We start from the raw sequence: 16,305 nt of genomic DNA on the forward strand, positions 1-16,305 counted from the left end.
GTGTGCCGAACAACTGGCCCCGGCGGCACTGCCCTTTCGCGCAGGGTGTGGAGGACAGCGACGGGCGCTGCTTGGTGACCGGATCGGTCCACCGCACCCGGGCCCGATACGGCAGCGGGCGTCCGGGACGGTGCTCGATATCGGGGGAGAGCGAGACGGCAATCGGCAGCCGCTCGACATGCGGCATCAGGCAGCCTGCCCGGAAACGGTGCGCCGCTCGGCCAGCCACTGCCGCACATCAGCGGCGCTGTAGAGGACCGCGCGCCCGGAGAGCCGGACAAACGGCGGGTCTTGTGAAGGGCGCGCGGTGCGCCAGCGGCGCAGGGTGGAGGGGTCGAGCTTCAGAAACCGGGCGAGTTCCTCGGTGGCGTACCACGGATCGCCTGCCGCGGCGGGCGGCGTACCGTCGGTGGGGATCCCCTTGCTCTGTTATTCCGTAATAACGTAACCTCGGCCCATGGCTGATGAGTCCCTCGATGAGCGGGTCGCCGCGCTCGAAGAGCGGGTGACGCGACTGGAGTCCGCGCCGCCGGAGGCAGACCGGGACGAGGTGTTCTGGGCGCTCGAGGGTCTGCGCCGACGGCTCACGGGGCAGGGGCAGGTGCTGTTCACCGGCGCGGTCGACCTGCCCAACGGCGAGCACTACGAATGGCAGCAGGGCGCGGCGGCGCACGGGCTGCTCGACGCGGACTGGTCCGAACACGCCGCGCCGTACGCCGCGCTGGGCCACCCGGTGCGGCTCACCCTGCTGCGGGGGGTGCTGCGCGGCACCCGCTCCGCGGCCGAGCTGCAGGAGACCGCCGGGCTGAACACCACCGGCCAGCTCTACCACCACCTCAAGCAGCTCACGGCGGCCGGCTGGCTCCAGGCCGAGGGACGCGGCCACTACCAGGTGCCTCCGGGCAGGGTGGTGCCGCTGCTCGTGCTGCTGTCCGCCGTGGTGCCGACAGGAAACCGAACGACGGGGGAGTGACCCATGGACCGACGGAAATTTCTTACCGTGGCGACGGCGGCGACGGGCGTATCGCTGTTGCCCGGGACCGCCGCCGCGGTCGACCGGACCCTGCCCGCGCGGGTACGGCGTCAACTGGACCGGGCGCTCGCCGCCGGCAGTCCGAGCGCGGTCTGCGGGGTCATCCACGGCGGACGTCCCTACGTGGCGGGCGCGGCCAAGGACGGGGAGGCACCGGCACCGGACGGCCGGACCGTGTTTCAGCTCGGCTCGATCGGCAAGACGCTCACCGCCACCGCCCTGGCCCACGCCGTCTGCGCGGGCGAGACCCGCCTCGACGCACCGCTCGTCCTGCCCGCCCGCTTCCCCGTCCCGCGCAAGGGCCCCCGGCGGATCACCCTGGCCGATCTGGCGACCCACACCTCCGGTCTGCCCTCGCTGCCGCCCAACCTCCTCGCCGGAGCGGATCCCTACGATCCGTACGCCCGCTACACGCTGGACGCCCTGGCCGCCGGGCTCGGCGAGACAACCCTGGAGAGCGAGCCGGGCAGCACATACGCCTACGCGAACCTCGGCTTCGGACTGCTGGGCCAGGCGCTGGCCTTCGACGCCGTGGACGCGATGCTGTGGCGCCGGGTGGCCGCGCCGCTCCGTCTGTCGGATACCACGACGACCCTGCGGCCGGACATGGCCTCCCGCAAGGCCGTCGGGCATCTCGACGGGGAGGCCGTTCCCGACTGGCACGACCGGGTGCTCAGCGCGGCGGGCACCTCGATCTACAGCACCGCCGATGACATGCTGCGCTTCCTGGGCGCCCAACTCCGCCCGGAGCGATCGCCCTTGCGGGCCGCCATCGAGCTGACCCAGCGGCCTCACTTCACCGTCGACCGCGACCTGCGGCTCGGCCTCGGCTGGCATCTCAGCCCGCTGCCCAGCGGCCGGACCATGACCTGGCACAACGGCGGCACCGGCGGATTCAGCACCTGCGCGGCGTTCAGCCGGGAGAGCGGGACGGCGGTGGTGATGATGGTGAACACCTTCAGCCAGGAGACCGGGTCCGGGGCCCGCCCGGTCGACGAGCTCACCATCGCCCTGCTCGGCGAGCTCGACGCGGACTGAGCCGGATCCCCGCCCCCGACGCCGTGACGCCGTGACGCCGGGGGCGGTGGATGCGGGAAGGTGGCCCCACTCGCCGAGTGAACACGTCGTACCGCTTCTCGCTCCGCCCCGGGGCCCGGCGCCGTACCGCCGCCTCGGAGCTGAGACGAGCACGAGGACAACGGTCCGGACGTTCCAGATCAACGTCCGGTCCAGGAGCTCGCGGCGACAGGTCTGTTTGCGCTACCGATGCGCTCGGATGCGCGGTGGCGCCCAGGAACCGGATCCGGCGACTGTTGTGTTCGATCACCACGAGCACGTACATCCGTACCCCCGACAGAGTGATGGTTTCCAGGAAGTCGCAGGCCGGCAGGGCATCAGCCTGAGAGCGAAGAAAGGTGGCCCAGGTACGGGAGTTCCGCTCGGGTGCTGGGTCGATGCCAGCCTCCTTCAAGATCTCCCAGACGGTGGACGCGCCCACCTTCACCCCCAGCACAAGCAGCTCGCCGTGCAGACGCCTGTACCACCAGCTCGGGTTCTCCTTCGCGGCGCGCGATGAGGGTGCGGTGCCAACGGAGCACCGTGTCAGGGCGTACAAGCAGCCGCAATCTTCGCAGGACGTGCAGTGGCAGCCGATGCAGCGGATGACATTTTCGGCAAGCGCAGATCCGAACGCACGTGGGAGTGGGGTTGCTTGCGTGGCAGATCGCCGGGTAGGCGCAAGGCCACGCCGTCGATGCGCGCACGCGCCGAAGGAGAAGCTGTCTATGCCACAGGGCGAACCGACCACCAGGAACCCGAACAAAGGCTACGTAGCGCTTCTTGGCTGGAGTCTCAACGCGGTGGAAGCCCTTGACCGGTTCGACCGGCGATACGTCGTCGTGGCGCCGGAGTGGGCCGAGGAGTACTGCGTCGACCACGACATCCCCTACGTACCATGGAATTTCGAACGGCTCAACGACCGCTCCCTGGAGATCGCCGAGACTCTTCAGAACGAGGGCGTGGACGTCGCGATCCCGCTCTTCGAGGAAACGGTCGAATGGGCGGGGGCGATCAACTCCGTCCTGCTGGGCAACCCGCGTCTGTACGGTCAGGCCATGCTGCTGCGGGACAAGGCGCTGATGAAACGCCGCGCACAACTCGGCGGCATCCGGGTCGGCATATTCGAGGAAGCCCACGACCGGGACGACGTGATCCGCTTCCTCAAGCGCGTCAATCAGACCCTGCTCAAGCTGGACGGTGACCCGAACGACCCGATCCATCTCAAGGCGTTCGACAAGGCGGGATGCCTCGGGCACCGCGTCATCCGCACCCCGGACGAGATCGACATGATTCCGGAAGAGGAGTTCCCGGTTCTCATGGAATCCCACCTCGATGGCTGGGAGTTCGCGGTCGAGGCGTGGGTACACGACGGGAAGATCAAGTTCCTCAACATCTCCGAATACGTCACGCTGGGGTATTCGGTGTTCGTGCCGGCAACCCCGGAACTGGAGCGGTACCGACCGCAGATCACGGCGCAGATCGAGAAGCTCATCAAGACGTTCGACATCGAGTTCGGCTTCGTGCACCCGGAGTATTTCGTCACCAGTGACGGCGAGATGTACTTCGGCGAGGTCGCCTACCGGCCGCCTGGCTTCAAGGTGTTCGAACTGCTGGAGCGGGCATACGGGTTCAATGCCTACCATGGGCTGGTACTGGCCTTCGACCCGAAGACGACCGAGGAGGAGATCGACTCCTTCTTCCCGCGCGAGGTGGTCGACGCGTCCGGGGTCGCCGGCTGCTTCGGTGTCTACCCGCGCCGCCGCGTCGTCAGTGACCTGGAGATCCCGGAGGAGACCGAGGACGACGACTACTACGAGTCGCACGACCTCTCGACGCCGCTCGAGGAGACCGTCACCAAGAGGACCGCGTTCGGCACCCACTGGGGTCTGGTGTACTTCTTCGGTGAGGACCCCTACCGGATGCGCGATCTGTTGAAGAAGCAGGAAGAGCTCGACTTCTACGTCTGACGACCCCGTGGACGCGGGAGACCTACCCGAGGAAACCCTTTGAAACCGACCGTCGACGTCAGCGGTGAGGCCACGACGCTGGACAAGCGCGTGACCTCACTCGACGACGCCATCCAGGCCATGGCCGAGACCCGCGACTTCGGCAAGCACACGAAGCTTCGGCGGGTCCTGGAAGCATTGCGGCGGGTGCTCATGCAGCCGGGCGGCGCCGCGGCGGTCCAGACCAGGGCGCAGGCTCTCGAGGAAGCCGGGCTTTTCCAGGGGACGGACTGGGCGTCACCGGAGATCCTCATTCCGTCGCTGGTCAGCCCGGGCCTGCAGAGCGGAGACGCGGACACCGTTGTCATGGAGACGACCAGCGAGCTGCGGATGCTCGCCGTCGCCCGCGGCGACTTCGCGCACCCGACGTTGCCCGCCGAGGACGCCCGCCAGTTCCTGTCCCAGGTGCTGGCGATGAACCTGGAGCTGCTGTTCACTCCACCCAGCGAGGCGGAGCGAATCCAGCAGGGCCGGACCGCACAGCTCATCCGGGAACTGTTCCGCCACCTCGCCGACGGGATCGGTTACGACGGCGTCCTGGACAACCTGGTCGACGAGATCTGGCGGATCCTGCGCCAGCGTCCGATCCAGGTCGAGGCGGTGCACTCCCTGATCACCCGGGTCGCGATCTACCGCGCCGACCCGGACGTCCCCCTCGGTGTGTCGTCAGGGCCGGGCATCGACCGGCTCATCACGAGCCTGTTCGGGACCACCGAGGCGTGCCGGGAGGACCCGGGCGTCGACGTCTTCCGCTCCCGGCTCGAGGCGATGGACACCGGCGATCTGCAGTACGAGGCGACGGGGTTCGCGCGGGCGATGCACGACACCGGCCTGGTGTCGCCGTACCACGCGGAACTGCTCCGGTTCCTCCTGCACGAGAGCGACTACCTCGTCGGTGAGGCGCTCGGGCTGTCCGACACCGGCCGGAACTGCCTGCTGCGCTACAGCCAACTGGTGCGCCGGCTGATCGAGGTGGCCGTGCACCCGCAGACCGCGCAATGCGTCTACGGGCTGGCGCTGCTGCTCGACCGCGGCATCCTTTACGAGCCGCCGGTGGTGCCCGCGCTGTGGCGCCAGCTGGCGCTCGAGCTCTCCCCGGCCGCGCGGGAGCGGTTGACGACGGTATTCGGCGAGGTGCCGGGGCCGCGGGCGCGGCTGGTCGCGGGGGTGCTCTCGATGCTGGGCCAGCCGCTCGGCGTCGGTCAGGGCGACAACCCCACCTGCCAGTCGGCCCGCGCGCTGTCGATGTGGTCCTACAACGACCCGGACTACCTGCTGCAAATGGTGGTCTGGGCGGCCCGCGACGACGAGATCCTGATGCACTTCGAGGGCCAGCCGATCTCGTCGAAGGACAGCGTGTCCGGAGTCGCGAGCACGCTGCCGATGGACCTGGACCCCGTGTCGGTGCTCCTGGTGCCCCACTTGGACCGGATCTACGCCGAGATGGGGCGGCGCTGCGCCGAGCGGCCGGGGGACCCGCACCGGTGGGTCAACCCCGAGTTCCACGGCTGGTGGGCGGGGCGTGGGTTCCACATCAACGTCGACGTCGCGACCGGAAACCTGGTCGACCTCGACGAGTTCCTGCGGCAATTCCACGCCACCTACCACCCGTCCTACAACGGCGAGCAGCCGCTGATCCATCCGCAGCCGGCCGGCGTCGCCGTCACCGACAGCGCGGCCCGCTACGTCGGCTGGCACGCGATCACGATCCTGCGGGCCGCGCCGGACCCACAGGACGTCATGCGGGTGTATTTCTTCAACCCGAACAACGACAGCGGCCAGGACTGGGGCGACGGCGTCGTCGTCTCCACCGCGGGCAACGGCGAGCGGTTCGGCGAGGCCTCACTGCCGTTCGACCAGTTCGCCTCGCGGCTCTACATCTTCCACGCCGACCCGCTCGAGCGCGGCGAACCGGAGCGGGTGCCCGCCGAAGATGTCGCACGGATCATCGGCTACATCGAGCGCAGCTGGGGCAACGACCGGCTACCCGCGGGGACGCTGCAAGCCCTCGAACGGCCCACGAGCCTGTGAGTTCGAGACCGACACAGCCCAGCGGCGGCTGCGCACGACCCGCGCGGCCGCGACGGAGGAGGTCATGGGCGAGCCTGGCGACCGCCGACCCCAAGCCTGTGGGTGCCGGAATCTGTGCCACCCTATGCGACCTGCGAGTATTCGTGGATAAGGCCGCCGAGTCGATCGCGTCGACTGAGATGCGAGTGTGGTCCCTGGCGATGGGCGGCTCGAGGTCGGTGAGTCGGTCTGGTGCCCGTTGTCCGAGGGATCGATGCGGCCGGTGTCTGTTGTAGTGCTCCGTGTACTCGCCGACGACGAGGCGCAGGTGGCGCTCGCGGGAAAGTCAGGCATCTGTGACCCGCCAGAATGGTCAGAAATAGCTATAATGCAGTGACTGACACAGTGCAGGAGCCCCATCGGACGTGATCCGATGGGGCTCTTGAGGTCCTTGACGGCAACGCTGACGGCAACGTCAGTGGACGACGGCTGAGGCGGGTGGGTCCTCGGGGGCATCATCGGCCGGGCCGAGGAGTTCCTTGATTACGACGAGTTCCACTCTCTGCTCCAGGAGGAGGGTGGCCGCTGAGTGGCGGAGGTCGTGGAACCGGATGCGTCGCAAGCGCAGGGTTGGCTCGCCAACGCCCCGATCCGATCCATGTGGGCGTATCCCCATTCGCATAGCGGGCGCAGCGCTTCAGCCAGACTCAAGCCGAACGGTGTCAGGGAGTATTCGACGTGAGGGGGAAGCTCCTGGAAGTCCTTGCGGATGACAATGCAGTCTGCCTCAAGGTCTTTGAGCGCACCGATCAGCACTTTTTCGGTAACGCCGTCGACAAGGCGGCGCAGCCGGCCGAACCGCTGGGGACCGTGCACGGCGAGCTGCCACAGCACCAGAAACTTCCACCTGCCCCCGACGACGGACAGTGCGGCGTCCAATCCGCAGTAGAACCCACGCTCAGTCATCTGGACATACCCTTCCGTCCGCCACCACCTGGAGGCACTTACCCCAAAGTAGGTACTTGCTGGCGGGAGGGGACTTGTTGTTGGCCGATCATCAGAGTGAGCCACCGGACCGCGGTCGAGGACTCATCCGTACGCACGCTCGCGCGGCCGCCGCCGTACCGCTCGTTCACCGCCCACCGCGCGAAATTCCGTTCATCTAATGGCCATCCAGATGGGCCATGCGAACTGTCCGAACGCCTTCTCCAGGTCCTCCTTCGTGGTCTGGAAGCTCAGATTGCCCACGTGCGGCCGCTTCGACATGCCCCGCTCTCCCTGCCGCATCCGACCTGCCTCATCCGAGGCGGCGCCAACGCGGCGCTAATCGGGGCAACCGTCTCAGTACGGTGGGAAGCGGGCCATCGTGCCTGAGCTGAATCGGGGAGGGCGGATGCCGGGACCCGACGTCAGTGCAGGGTGGCGACCTGGTCGACGGTGAACGGGATCAGCGCCTCCGTATCCCCGGTGAGGACCTTGCGAGCCCACTCCGGGTCGGCGATCAGGGCCCGGCCGACCGCGATCAGGTCGAACTCGTCCCGCTCCAGCCGGTCCAGCAGGTTCTCGATGCCCGCCACCCCGGTCCGGCTCCCGCTCTCGAACCCCGGCTTGAACGCCTTGTCCAGGCCGACGGAGCCGACGCTGATGGTGGGCTTGCCGGTGAGCTTCTTGGTCCAGCCCGCGAGATTCAGGTCCGAGTCCTCGAACTCCGGCACCCAGTACCGGCGGGTGGAGGAGTGGAAGGCGTCCACCCCGGCCTCCACGAGCGGGGTGAGGACCGCCTCCAGCTCCTGTGGGGTGGTGACCAGCCGCGCGTCGTAGTTCTCCACCTTCCACTGCGAGGTGCGGAAGACGATCGGGAAGTCGGCGGAGACGGCCTTCCGGCAGGCGGCCACGATCTCGGCGGCGAACCGGGTACGGGCGACCGGGTCACCGCCGTAGCCGTCGGTGCGGCGGTTGGTGCCCTCCCACAGGAACTGGTCGATCAGAAGGCCATGGGCGCCGTGCACTTCGACGCCGTCGAAGCCGGTGCGCTCGGCCGCGGCGGCGGCTTCGGCGAAGGCGGCGATCACCGCGTCCACGTCGTCCTGGGTCATGGCCTTACCGGCCGGGGCGCCGTCCAGCCCGATACCCGACGGGCTGACCGTCGGGGCGTCGGGGAACGGGCCCGCGCCCTCGGGACGCTGCACCCCGACGTGGCAGATCTGCGCCAAGATCCGGCCGCCCGCGCGGTGCACCTCCGCCACCACGTTCTTCCAGCCCGCCAGGGCGTCCTCGCCATGGAACAGCGGCGCAGTGACGCTGTCCCCCGCCGCGTCGTGACGGATGTACGTTCCCTCGGTGACGATCAGCCCGACCCCGCCGGCCGCCCGGCGCGCGTAGTACCGCGCCACATCGGCGCCGGGGACGCCGCCCGGCGAGAAGTCGCGCGTCATCGGCGCCATGACGAGCCGGTTCGGGACGGTGAGCCCGCGCAGGGTGAACGGGCGGGACAGGGTCTGAGCCGCGCGGTCGGTGGCAGCGCTGCTGGCAGGCACGTGAATACTCCTCGAAGTAGGACGACGTTCCGCGGACGGCCGGCTCTCGGAGGAGGCGGCGACGTCGGTGGTACTGGATGTGTCGGACATGAGTGATGTGTCTTTCGTGCATTCGGGTGTTTTGGTCTGCCTCCCCGACGCCGAGGCTCGTGCGCCCGAATCCGGGACGAGGCTTGATGGCTAGGCCGGTTGCTTACGCCAGAACCGAGGGAACATGCCGTTCCTTCCCATGGGCAAGTACCTACTTTTTTGTAAGTGCCTCCAGCGTGGGTGTTTTCGTAAAACAGGAGCCACGAGGAGAACCGATCGCCAGTACTGCTGTGGTCCTTATCGGTGCGCTCAAGGAGCTCGAAGCCGATGGCATCATCGCGCGCAAGGACTTTCGGGGGTTGCCCTTGCCGGAAACCTCGTCCGTGCAGGTAACGCTGCATGTTGGTATTCGTGGAGGATGCCGCCGAGGCGATCGTGTCGGCGTATGTCGAGGCGGGCCAACGCGTTGGGATCGTCGATCGGCGGGGGGCACGGGGCGGAGCGGTCTGGCGTTTGCGATGGTTCCGGATTAACGTCCGGTCCAGGAGCTCGCGGCGGCAGGTGCCACCTCCGGTCCTGGAGCCGACCAGCCGCAGAGTCCTGCGCACTCGCATCCTCGGCGGCGTGATCAACGAGTACAGATATGCCTCTTGACCTGGAGCGACGATTATTCGATCCCCACAGGCGTAATCCCGCACCAAAACCGTAGGACAACCTCATGCCCAGTTCTGCTCCGGCCGGAGCGGGCTATACCTGAGCCATACCGCCGTCGATGCAGAGTTCTGCACCTGTCATGAAACTGCTCTCGTCCGAGGCGAGAAACAGCGCACCATTGGCGATCTCCTCGGGAAGCCCGAGGCGGCCCATCGGGACAAGGGTGCTCATGTGGGCTCGGAGAGCTACTGGATCTTGACCGAAGTACTCGGCTTGTCCATCGATGATGAGTGTGTCGATCGGCCCCGGACTCAGCACGTTGACCCGAAGACCCCGGTCGCCGAACTCTGCCGCCCACGTGCGCGCGTAGGAGCGCACGGCGGCCTTCGCCGCGCTGTAAGCCCCTGCCCCGGGATCACCCTTGAATGCCGTGATCGAGCCCAGCAAAACGATCGAGCCGCCCATTCTTAGAAGCGGCAGCGCCTTCTGGACGGTGAACAGTGTGCCGCGGGCATTGAGGTCGAATGTGCGGCCGAAGTGTTCCTCGGTCACGTCCCCGAAGTTCATCCGCTCAATGCTTCCAGCGTTCGCGACGATCACATCGAGGTGCCCGCTCTCCTGACGGATGGCCTCGACCAAATTGTCGAGATCACCCGACATCGTAGCGTCCGCGGTGACCGCCGTGACATGTCCCTCAATGGAAGCCTTCGCGGCTTCGAGCGCCTCTTTCCGTCGCCCCGTGATGTAGACGTGGGCGCCTTCACTTCCGAATCTCTGGGCAATCGCCAGACCAAGGCCCGCGCTCCCGCCGGTGACGAGGGCTACCTTATTCGCGAGACGCATGCTTTCTCCTTGAGTCGAGACTGTGAGCACCGAACACATTGCTTTGCCTCATCCTGCTTTTGACAGCCGGCGTCGCAGGACTTGCGTGCCTTGCAGGACGCGGCTGCCGTCCCGCGGCTTTCCGGCCCTGGTGGCTGCGCCGGGCGTGCACCACGGTAGGACCGGCCTGACATAGAGGCAAATAGTGGCAACGTATAGGCTGCATTGGCATCTCCTATGTCATGTCGAAGGTTGGATTCGAATGAACCTGCGCCAATACGAATACGCCCTGGCCGTCGCCGACGAGGGCTCCATGACAGCGGCAGCAGAACGTCTGCGGGTCACTCAGCCCTCTCTGTCGCAGCAGATCGGCACCTTGGAGAAGCACCTCGGGGTGCAGCTGTTCACCCGCACCCCGAGCGGGGTGACGGTGACGGTGGCAGGGCGGGCTTTCCTCGCAGAGGCGAAGATCGCGACGACCGCATCCCGGCGTGCCATCACGGCCGCCCGCGCCGCCAACGGGGAACTGGCAGGCGAACTCATCATGGCTGTCCACATGGGCCTGGGAGCACGCCAGCTGCCCCAGGTATTGGGGCAGCTGCGCAATCGCCACCCGAAGCTGCAGGTGACTCTCCACGAGGAGCCCGATCCCGCGGACATGGAACGACTGGTCCGCCAGGGAACCCTCGACATGGTCCTCGTGCACCGCATCCCCGTCGGGTGCACCTTCGACATTCACCCTCTGGGCGAGGAAGCCTACGTCGCCGTCTTGCCGAAGGGGCACCCGCTTCTCTCGGACAGCGCCGCCCCGCGTCTGGAAGACCTGGCGTCAGAGGGGTGGATCCGGTTCCGGCGCGCCAGCCTGCTCGACGACTACCTCGCCCACCTGCTCGCCAACGCGGGCCTCAGCCCGCACACGGTGGCCCGAGCGTCACAGATCTCCACTGCGGTGCGGCTCGTGGCGCAGGGCTTGGGCGTCACTGTGGTCCCGGCCTCGGCCATCCCCGAAGGCTTCGAAGAACTGGCCTGCCCGCTACTGCCCTCCCTGACCGAGCCCGTCCTCGTCGGCGTGCGGCGCAATCCGGGTCCGGCAGAGACGGCCATGCTCGACCATCTCAACCAGCAGAACTGGTGCGGTACAGGCCTCCTCTGTCAGCCCGCAACTGATTGAGCGTTTACTTCCACGTTGCACCAATATGGAACGACCTCGAGCCCCGAAGCCATTCACGATGCCGCCCTGTCTCCACCGCTCAGCCTTTTGACCTGCCGATACGGGGTTCAGAAACTTCCCAATGTCGTTGTCAAGCGGAGGCCCTGACTGGTTGTGACGGCTGGTAGAGCGATCCGTCCCGGATCATGGCCCAGAGGACGTTGGCTCGGCGGCGGGCGAGGGAGAGCACGGCCTGCTTGTGGTTCTTGCCCTCGGCGCGGTGAGGTCGGCCCGGGGCGCCCTGCCAGCATTGCTGCTGGTGGGTTTCCCCGGACCGCCTCCCGAACCCGGCGTGCCCGTTACCGAGCACCGGGCTCTCCACAAGTCCCGGTGAATTAGCTCGGGTTCCTCATCCCGTGGTCGGCCACGGCGAGGGGATCACAGCGCCCCGGTAGCGGTAACGCGTGGTGCGTACCTTGTCCGGGTCGAACAGCGTGATCTCCTCGGTGGTCGGCCATCCCTTCCTGCCGTGGTAGCGACGGCTGAGATCCTTCCAGTGAGTCCGGCGGTGTCTGCGTCTGATCCACTTCCAGACCTGGTGCCACACGATGTGGTGCAGGTATTGGAAGGTGGCGCTCGACACGCCGGGCCGGAAGTAGGCGCACCATCCCCGCAGCATCGGGTTGAGCTGTTGCAGCAGCCGCTATTCGCTCTGCGGGAGGGACCGTGGGCCCATCCGTGTCGACGTATCTGTCGTACAGATCGGTGAAACACCGGGTTGCGGCGGTGTCGTCCGCCGGCCGCTCGCCGACCCACACAGCAAGGTCATAGCTCATGGACGCAGCCTGCCACCCCTCACCGACAGCAGTACCAACGGATTCGATCTCAGTCGCTCCGGTGCGCCCGAGACGGCATCGATAGAGTGTCGCCGTGCCGTATCCGCCGATGCCGCTCCACCTCGAGACCGCTCGGCTGACGCTGAGTCCGTGGGCCGAGTCCGACGCCGACGACCATCGCGCGCTCGCTGCCGAACGGGGCAATGGAATGCCGTCCGTTGAGGACAATCGGCGAGTGATTCAAGCACAGCTCGCTGCGCCGGCGCGGACGGGACTTGCCCTGCTGGTCGTCAACCGGCGCGATGTGGGCGACTTCATCGGGTATTGCGGGCTCACCGTCGGTCGGACATCCGTCGACGAGCCCGAGATCGCCTATGAACTGTTTCGGCGAGTACACGGACAGGGCTATGCGACCGAGGCGGCCTCCGCCGTGCTCGATGCCGCGATCGCGACCGGTCGGAAGCGGTTGTGGGCGACAGTGCGTCCCTGGAACACGCCGTCGTTCCGCGTGCTCGAAAAGCTTGGGTTCGAGCGTGACCACCTCTCGACAGATGACCGTGGCGGACTGGTGTGGCTCACGCGCTCGCTGCCATAAACGGAGCGGTGCGGTAGGGCGCGATGAAGATCAACGCGAACGAGAAGCGGTGAGAATCCGACAGCCTCAGTGCGACAGGACACCTGCGCACCGCCTCCACATGGTCACCGCTCACCGGGCCCGCCGACCTGATGGTCGGCGGGCCCACACCGTCATACCGTCGAACGCAGCCGGTCCAATTCGCTGCTGATCGCATCCCGCAGCGGGTCATGCTGCGGAGTGAGCCTGAACCGCTCATCACTCCACCGCTCATGCGGATAAAGCCACACAGGCTTGCCCACCAGCTCGGTCGGCTCCCACTCGAACCGCGGCCAGACGTGGGCATGCAGGAACGGGTCCGTGTTACCGAGGATCTCCAGGTTGACCCTGCGAAAATCGGGATCCAGCCGCCGACAGGCCCGCTCAACTGCTTCCCCGAGCTGGTCCATGTCGGACAGAAACGCCAGCCGCTTTGCCTTCGGCAGGTCAGACAGCCGTTGAACACGGGGTTCGTCCACGAGGAGGACCGAGTAACCCGGCAAGAACTGAACGTCGCCGATCACCGCGAATCCCGCCTCAAGCCGCCGCAGCACGGTTGGGTTCTCCCCTTGCAGAGCAGCCCCGATCCGATCCATCCGCCAGTCACCGGTCATGGCCAGAACCTACCCGCAGACCAACCAAATGAGGTGAGGAGCGGCCACGGCCCTTTTTTCAGGGCTCTGGCCGCAGTTCCGTGGGCTGTCTGGTGATGATCGATGGCGCGGCCGGTTCACGCCTGGAACTCGGTGAGATCGATGGTGTGAACGCGCAGCGGATAGCCGTACACCGGGTGCGCCGTCTCTCGCTCGGGCACCATGCCGAGCTTGCGGATGATGTTCTCGGAGGCCTCGTCACCCACCTGGTTGATGCTGATGATGCGGTCGAGGCCGCGGTCCTGGAGCGCGAACTCCAGGGTGGCATGGGCGGCTTCGGATGCGTATCCCTGGCCCCAGAACTGTGAGCCGAGCCGCCAGCTGATGGCCACGGCGGGCAGTACCTCCGGCAGGTACTCGGGCACGGACAGGCCAGTGAAGCCTGCCAGTTCGCCCGAGGCCAGCAGTTCGACGGCGAAGGGTCCGAAGCCTTCCTCGTCCCACTCCTCCTCCCACCGCTCGATGGCCTCTGCCGTGTGGTCGAGGTCGCGCACCGAGCCGTCGTCAATCCAGCGCATGACCCGCGGGTCCGCGTTGATGTCCGCCATCGGCGCGAGGTCAGCGTCATGCCAGTGACGGAGGAGGAGGCGGGGTGTACGGATCTCGGTCATGGCACTCATCCTGCCGAAGGCAACGGCCTCATCGGAAATCGGCGCCGGTCCGTGCTGCTGCGCCGGGAGGCGATGCGTCAAGCTGCCTGCACCGCACACCGTGACGGGTGAGTCACCGCGCCGGAATCGCCGGGTCCAAGGGCGCGGTCCGCACGATCTGTTCTTGCTCGGGTTCGGGAACGTGTCAGCCAGACTCTGGCTCTGCCCTTGGGCGGGCCGCCGCGGGTGGCGCTCCTGGCGACTCCGCTGATCGGCTGGGCCGAGGTCGGACCTGGCCTGCCGTAAGCCATCAGCGGAGTCGCGGGTGGACCGGGCAGCAGGGTCTCGGCCGACTTGGTGTTCGCGTGGCGCCATACCGGCCCCAGCGGCGGGCCGAGGGGGCCGGGGCGAGCGTCCCGGACACGTCGTCGGCTATTGGCGTCTGGGCGGAGCGGGATTGTCGAGGGTGAGCGCCGTGCAGCGCACCCCGCCCCCGCCCTTGCGCAGTTCGGTGGTGTCCAGGTCCACCACCGTAAGGCCCCGTTCCCGCAGGGCGGCGCTGAGGCGCGGCGCGCCCTGCGTCATCGTCACCGTGGTGCCGTCGCTGATCAGGTTGAGCGCGAAGGCCTGGGCATCCTCGGCACCGACCTCGATGAGCTCCAGGCCCAGGTCCTTCAGTCGGCCCCGGCTTTCCGTCTCCAGCGCCGGGGGGTAGTAGGCCAGGGTGTGCTCGTCGATGACGGAGACGGCCAGATCGAGGTCGTACCACTTCTCGCTGACGGTCCGCAGCGCTACCACCTCGTGGCCGAACAACTCGGCCAGGAAGTCGTGCATCCGCCGGTCCGTTCGCCGCCCGTACCCGGCCAGCAGGAAGCGGCCGCAGGCCAGGGTGTCGCCCTGGCCGCTGAAGGCGTACGGCGCGTCGAAGACGTCGAACTCGTTCTCCTTGAGCCAGGAGTGGAAGTACGGGATCTCCTCCAGCCGGGCGGCCGGGGGGTTGCCCAGCACGGCGCGACGATCGCAGATGAAGGCACCGTTGGCCGTGTAGACCATGTCCGGGCATTCGGGGACCGACTTCATCGTGCGCACCGTACGGCCGGCCGACCGGTGCGCTGCGGCGATCGCCTCGTGCTCGGCGAGGGCCGCATCGCTATCGGGCTGGCAACTGCGGTCCATGTAGGGGTTTATCTCATAGCTGATCCGGAAGTGCGCAGCGTCGGACATGAGCAGGTCGCGGTTCATCAGGTCTCCGACCGATAGGAAGGGGCGAAGCGACGATGCGGTGAAGGTGGGCGGGGTTCCGGGCGGTCGTGTGTGCCGAGGGGCGGCAGCGAGAGCCGACAGGAAGATCCGCAGAGCTCGACGGGACATCAGCCGGGAGTGGCGTCATCGCGTCGCCAGGGAGGCGTCAACCTACGGAGAGCCGGGCTCGCCTCTCCTCCTCGTGCTCGGTGCCCGCACGGCCGGGCTCTGTCTCGGCGAGGGCCTGCCGGGCCGCGCTGTCCAGTGTGACCAGCACCCACTTGTCGAAGTCGAAGCCACATTGCTCGGCGGCCCTGCGCCATTGGGTGAGCCGGTCGCCTGGAACGGGGAGCCGCTGGATGTTCGACTCCTCCTTGCAGTTCTGCCTTTCTTCGCCCTGGGCGTCGCGAATGGAATTCCGCAGTTGCTTGGTGCTCCAGTTCTCCCGCTCAGCCAGGTCGAGCCACCGTTCCTGCTCGACCACCGGAAGGGAGGCGACTTCGGCGTGGTGCTGGAAACTCAATCGGGACCGGCGCCGGCTCAGTTCGAAACGCCTGGACACCCAGGCGTAATTACGCAGCGTTTGGTACTGTAACCCGGCCGCGCGGACACCTCGCTGATAGCGGTCGGCGAAATGGTCCTTTCCGTAGACCAGCCAGTCACCAAGCCACCAGACCGACGAATTGATGAGCCGGGAGATCTGCAGTCCGGCGCGCTGCCAATCCTCGAAGGTCAGTTCGGTAGGCATCTGAAGTCCGACGCCCGTGGTGAGGACCTGGCTGCGGCCCAGGTCACGGGCTCCGTCGGCCCGGCGCTGCTCCGACCGCAGCGGCAGTGACTTTCTGGACGGCGCGTGTTTCGTGGCCTGAGTTTCCGTTGTCGCGTCCATTGCATCCCCCATGTTGTTGTGAACGGACGGTTTCTGGGCCAGGAATGGATTCCGCTGTTCGGTCGGTGAAGTTATCGGTGCCGCAGGCCTCCAGGGGTGCTGGTCCGACCATGGGACCTGCGCGTGTCGGAGCGGTGCGCGGGTGCTGCGGCGGGCGGAAAGAAATCCGCCGGGTTTGTCA

15 protein-coding genes and 5 pseudogenes are annotated in these 16,305 nt (G+C 67.3%); 6 read left to right on the top strand and 14 right to left on the bottom strand.

Going from position 1 to position 16,305, the window contains the following annotated elements:
• Both JK364_RS56570 and JK364_RS56575 read right to left on the bottom strand, forming a co-directional pair.
• A pseudogene (locus tag JK364_RS56570) lies at positions 1 to 187 on the bottom strand (hypothetical protein); the annotation flags it as partial.
• The gene (locus JK364_RS56575) at positions 187 to 417 is read right to left on the bottom strand and encodes a helix-turn-helix transcriptional regulator (RefSeq protein ID WP_201858556.1); all 231 of its coding nucleotides are present in this window, start codon (positions 415 to 417) and stop codon (positions 187 to 189) included. The gene JK364_RS56575 and the pseudogene JK364_RS56570, both read right to left, overlap by 1 nt.
• A 40-nt stretch (positions 418 to 457) precedes the next feature.
• On the opposite strand from JK364_RS56575, the gene JK364_RS52320 reads away from it, so the two are divergent.
• Together JK364_RS52320 and JK364_RS52325 are read left to right on the top strand one after the other, a co-directional pair.
• Positions 458 to 973: an ArsR/SmtB family transcription factor gene (locus JK364_RS52320; RefSeq protein WP_201858540.1), complete on the top strand. Its 516-nt coding sequence runs from the start codon at positions 458 to 460 to the stop codon at positions 971 to 973.
• A gap of 3 nt (positions 974 to 976) precedes the next feature.
• On the top strand, positions 977 to 2,071 hold the full coding sequence (locus JK364_RS52325; protein ID WP_201858541.1) for a serine hydrolase domain-containing protein: 1,095 nt from the start codon (positions 977 to 979) through the stop codon (positions 2,069 to 2,071).
• A gap of 226 nt (positions 2,072 to 2,297) precedes the next feature.
• Here JK364_RS52325 and JK364_RS56580 read toward each other — a convergent pair.
• Positions 2,298 to 2,658 (bottom strand): annotated as a pseudogene (locus JK364_RS56580) (integrase); the annotation flags it as partial.
• 234 nt (positions 2,659 to 2,892) lie between these two features.
• On the opposite strand from JK364_RS56580, the gene JK364_RS52330 reads away from it, so the two are divergent.
• Both JK364_RS52330 and JK364_RS52335 read left to right on the top strand, forming a co-directional pair.
• Positions 2,893 to 4,059 carry an ATP-grasp domain-containing protein gene (locus JK364_RS52330; protein WP_307841696.1) on the top strand — a complete coding sequence of 389 codons (1,167 nt, stop codon included), beginning with the start codon at positions 2,893 to 2,895 and terminating at the stop codon, positions 4,057 to 4,059.
• Between the two features lie 39 nt (positions 4,060 to 4,098).
• A complete protein-coding gene (locus JK364_RS52335) occupies positions 4,099 to 6,129 on the top strand; it encodes a hypothetical protein (protein ID WP_201858542.1) in 2,031 nt (676 codons plus the stop codon).
• Here the strand turns inward: JK364_RS52335 and JK364_RS57890 are convergent.
• The 5 genes and pseudogenes from JK364_RS57890 to JK364_RS52355 all read right to left on the bottom strand — a co-directional run bounded on the left by JK364_RS57890 (position 6,044) and on the right by JK364_RS52355 (position 10,172).
• Complete coding sequence (locus tag JK364_RS57890; protein ID WP_307841698.1) at positions 6,044 to 6,436, bottom strand: integrase core domain-containing protein; 393 nt, start codon at positions 6,434 to 6,436, stop codon at positions 6,044 to 6,046. The genes JK364_RS52335 and JK364_RS57890 overlap by 86 nt on opposite strands.
• A gap of 147 nt (positions 6,437 to 6,583) precedes the next feature.
• Positions 6,584 to 6,730 (bottom strand): annotated as a pseudogene (locus tag JK364_RS58370) (site-specific integrase); the annotation flags it as partial.
• Positions 6,731 to 6,771: 41 nt separating this feature from the next.
• Positions 6,772 to 7,074 (bottom strand): annotated as a pseudogene (locus JK364_RS52340) (winged helix-turn-helix transcriptional regulator); the annotation flags it as partial.
• 443 nt (positions 7,075 to 7,517) lie between these two features.
• On the bottom strand, positions 7,518 to 8,645 hold the full coding sequence (locus JK364_RS52350; protein ID WP_201858544.1) for an NADH:flavin oxidoreductase: 1,128 nt from the start codon (positions 8,643 to 8,645) through the stop codon (positions 7,518 to 7,520).
• A 777-nt stretch (positions 8,646 to 9,422) separates the two neighbouring features.
• Positions 9,423 to 10,172 (bottom strand): SDR family NAD(P)-dependent oxidoreductase, encoded by a 750-nt coding sequence (locus JK364_RS52355; protein ID WP_201858545.1) that lies wholly within the window; start codon positions 10,170 to 10,172, stop codon positions 9,423 to 9,425.
• Positions 10,173 to 10,413: 241 nt separating this feature from the next.
• Between JK364_RS52355 and JK364_RS52360 the strand changes: the two genes are divergently transcribed.
• Complete coding sequence (locus JK364_RS52360) at positions 10,414 to 11,322, top strand: LysR family transcriptional regulator (protein WP_201858546.1); 909 nt, start codon at positions 10,414 to 10,416, stop codon at positions 11,320 to 11,322.
• A 130-nt stretch (positions 11,323 to 11,452) separates the two neighbouring features.
• On the opposite strand, the pseudogene JK364_RS56585 reads toward JK364_RS52360, so the two are convergent.
• Positions 11,453 to 11,581: pseudogene (locus tag JK364_RS56585) on the bottom strand (IS110 family transposase); the annotation flags it as partial.
• Between the two features lie 129 nt (positions 11,582 to 11,710).
• Entirely contained in the window at positions 11,711 to 11,980 is a 270-nt protein-coding gene (locus JK364_RS52365) for a group II intron maturase-specific domain-containing protein (protein WP_201858547.1), read from the bottom strand.
• 266 nt (positions 11,981 to 12,246) lie between these two features.
• Here JK364_RS52365 and JK364_RS52370 point away from each other — a divergent pair, with 266 nt between their 5' ends.
• Positions 12,247 to 12,732 carry a GNAT family N-acetyltransferase gene (locus JK364_RS52370; protein ID WP_201858558.1) on the top strand — a complete coding sequence of 162 codons (486 nt, stop codon included), beginning with the start codon at positions 12,247 to 12,249 and terminating at the stop codon, positions 12,730 to 12,732.
• A 152-nt stretch (positions 12,733 to 12,884) separates the two neighbouring features.
• Here JK364_RS52370 and JK364_RS52375 read toward each other — a convergent pair whose 3' ends face one another.
• From JK364_RS52375 to JK364_RS52390, 4 genes are all read right to left on the bottom strand, one after another.
• The gene (locus tag JK364_RS52375) at positions 12,885 to 13,364 is read right to left on the bottom strand and encodes an HIT family protein (protein WP_201858548.1); all 480 of its coding nucleotides are present in this window, start codon (positions 13,362 to 13,364) and stop codon (positions 12,885 to 12,887) included.
• Positions 13,365 to 13,480: 116 nt separating this feature from the next.
• Positions 13,481 to 14,014, bottom strand: a complete 534-nt coding sequence (locus tag JK364_RS52380; protein ID WP_201858549.1) for a GNAT family N-acetyltransferase — start codon at positions 14,012 to 14,014, stop codon at positions 13,481 to 13,483.
• Positions 14,015 to 14,425: 411 nt separating this feature from the next.
• Positions 14,426 to 15,235, bottom strand: a complete 810-nt coding sequence (locus JK364_RS52385; protein ID WP_201858550.1) for a dimethylarginine dimethylaminohydrolase family protein — start codon at positions 15,233 to 15,235, stop codon at positions 14,426 to 14,428.
• 166 nt (positions 15,236 to 15,401) lie between these two features.
• Positions 15,402 to 16,124, bottom strand: coding sequence for an LmbU family transcriptional regulator (locus JK364_RS52390; protein WP_201858551.1), 723 nt, complete (start codon positions 16,122 to 16,124; stop codon positions 15,402 to 15,404).
• Between the last annotated feature and the right edge of the window lie 181 nt (positions 16,125 to 16,305).

Origin of the sequence: Streptomyces endocoffeicus, from assembly GCF_016741935.1 — a bacterium.
GTDB classification, from domain to species: Bacteria; Actinomycetota; Actinomycetes; order Streptomycetales; family Streptomycetaceae; genus Streptomyces; species Streptomyces endocoffeicus.

Bases quoted from the DNA above. Each gene is read 5' to 3' on its own strand.
- JK364_RS52375 (WP_201858548.1), bottom strand. From the start codon at position 13,364: ATGACCGGTGACTGGCGGATGGATCGGATCGGGGCTGCTCTGCAAGGG.
- JK364_RS52390 (WP_201858551.1), bottom strand. From the start codon at position 16,124: ATGGACGCGACAACGGAAACTCAGGCCACGAAACACGCGCCGTCCAGA.
- JK364_RS52365 (WP_201858547.1), bottom strand. From the start codon at position 11,980: ATGCTGCGGGGATGGTGCGCCTACTTCCGGCCCGGCGTGTCGAGCGCC.
- JK364_RS52370 (WP_201858558.1), top strand. From the start codon at position 12,247: ATGCCGCTCCACCTCGAGACCGCTCGGCTGACGCTGAGTCCGTGGGCC.
- JK364_RS52380 (WP_201858549.1), bottom strand. From the start codon at position 14,014: ATGACCGAGATCCGTACACCCCGCCTCCTCCTCCGTCACTGGCATGAC.
- JK364_RS52325 (WP_201858541.1), top strand. From the start codon at position 977: ATGGACCGACGGAAATTTCTTACCGTGGCGACGGCGGCGACGGGCGTA.
- JK364_RS52360 (WP_201858546.1), top strand. From the start codon at position 10,414: ATGAACCTGCGCCAATACGAATACGCCCTGGCCGTCGCCGACGAGGGC.
- JK364_RS52385 (WP_201858550.1), bottom strand. From the start codon at position 15,235: ATGAACCGCGACCTGCTCATGTCCGACGCTGCGCACTTCCGGATCAGC.
- JK364_RS52320 (WP_201858540.1), top strand. From the start codon at position 458: ATGGCTGATGAGTCCCTCGATGAGCGGGTCGCCGCGCTCGAAGAGCGG.
- JK364_RS52355 (WP_201858545.1), bottom strand. From the start codon at position 10,172: ATGCGTCTCGCGAATAAGGTAGCCCTCGTCACCGGCGGGAGCGCGGGC.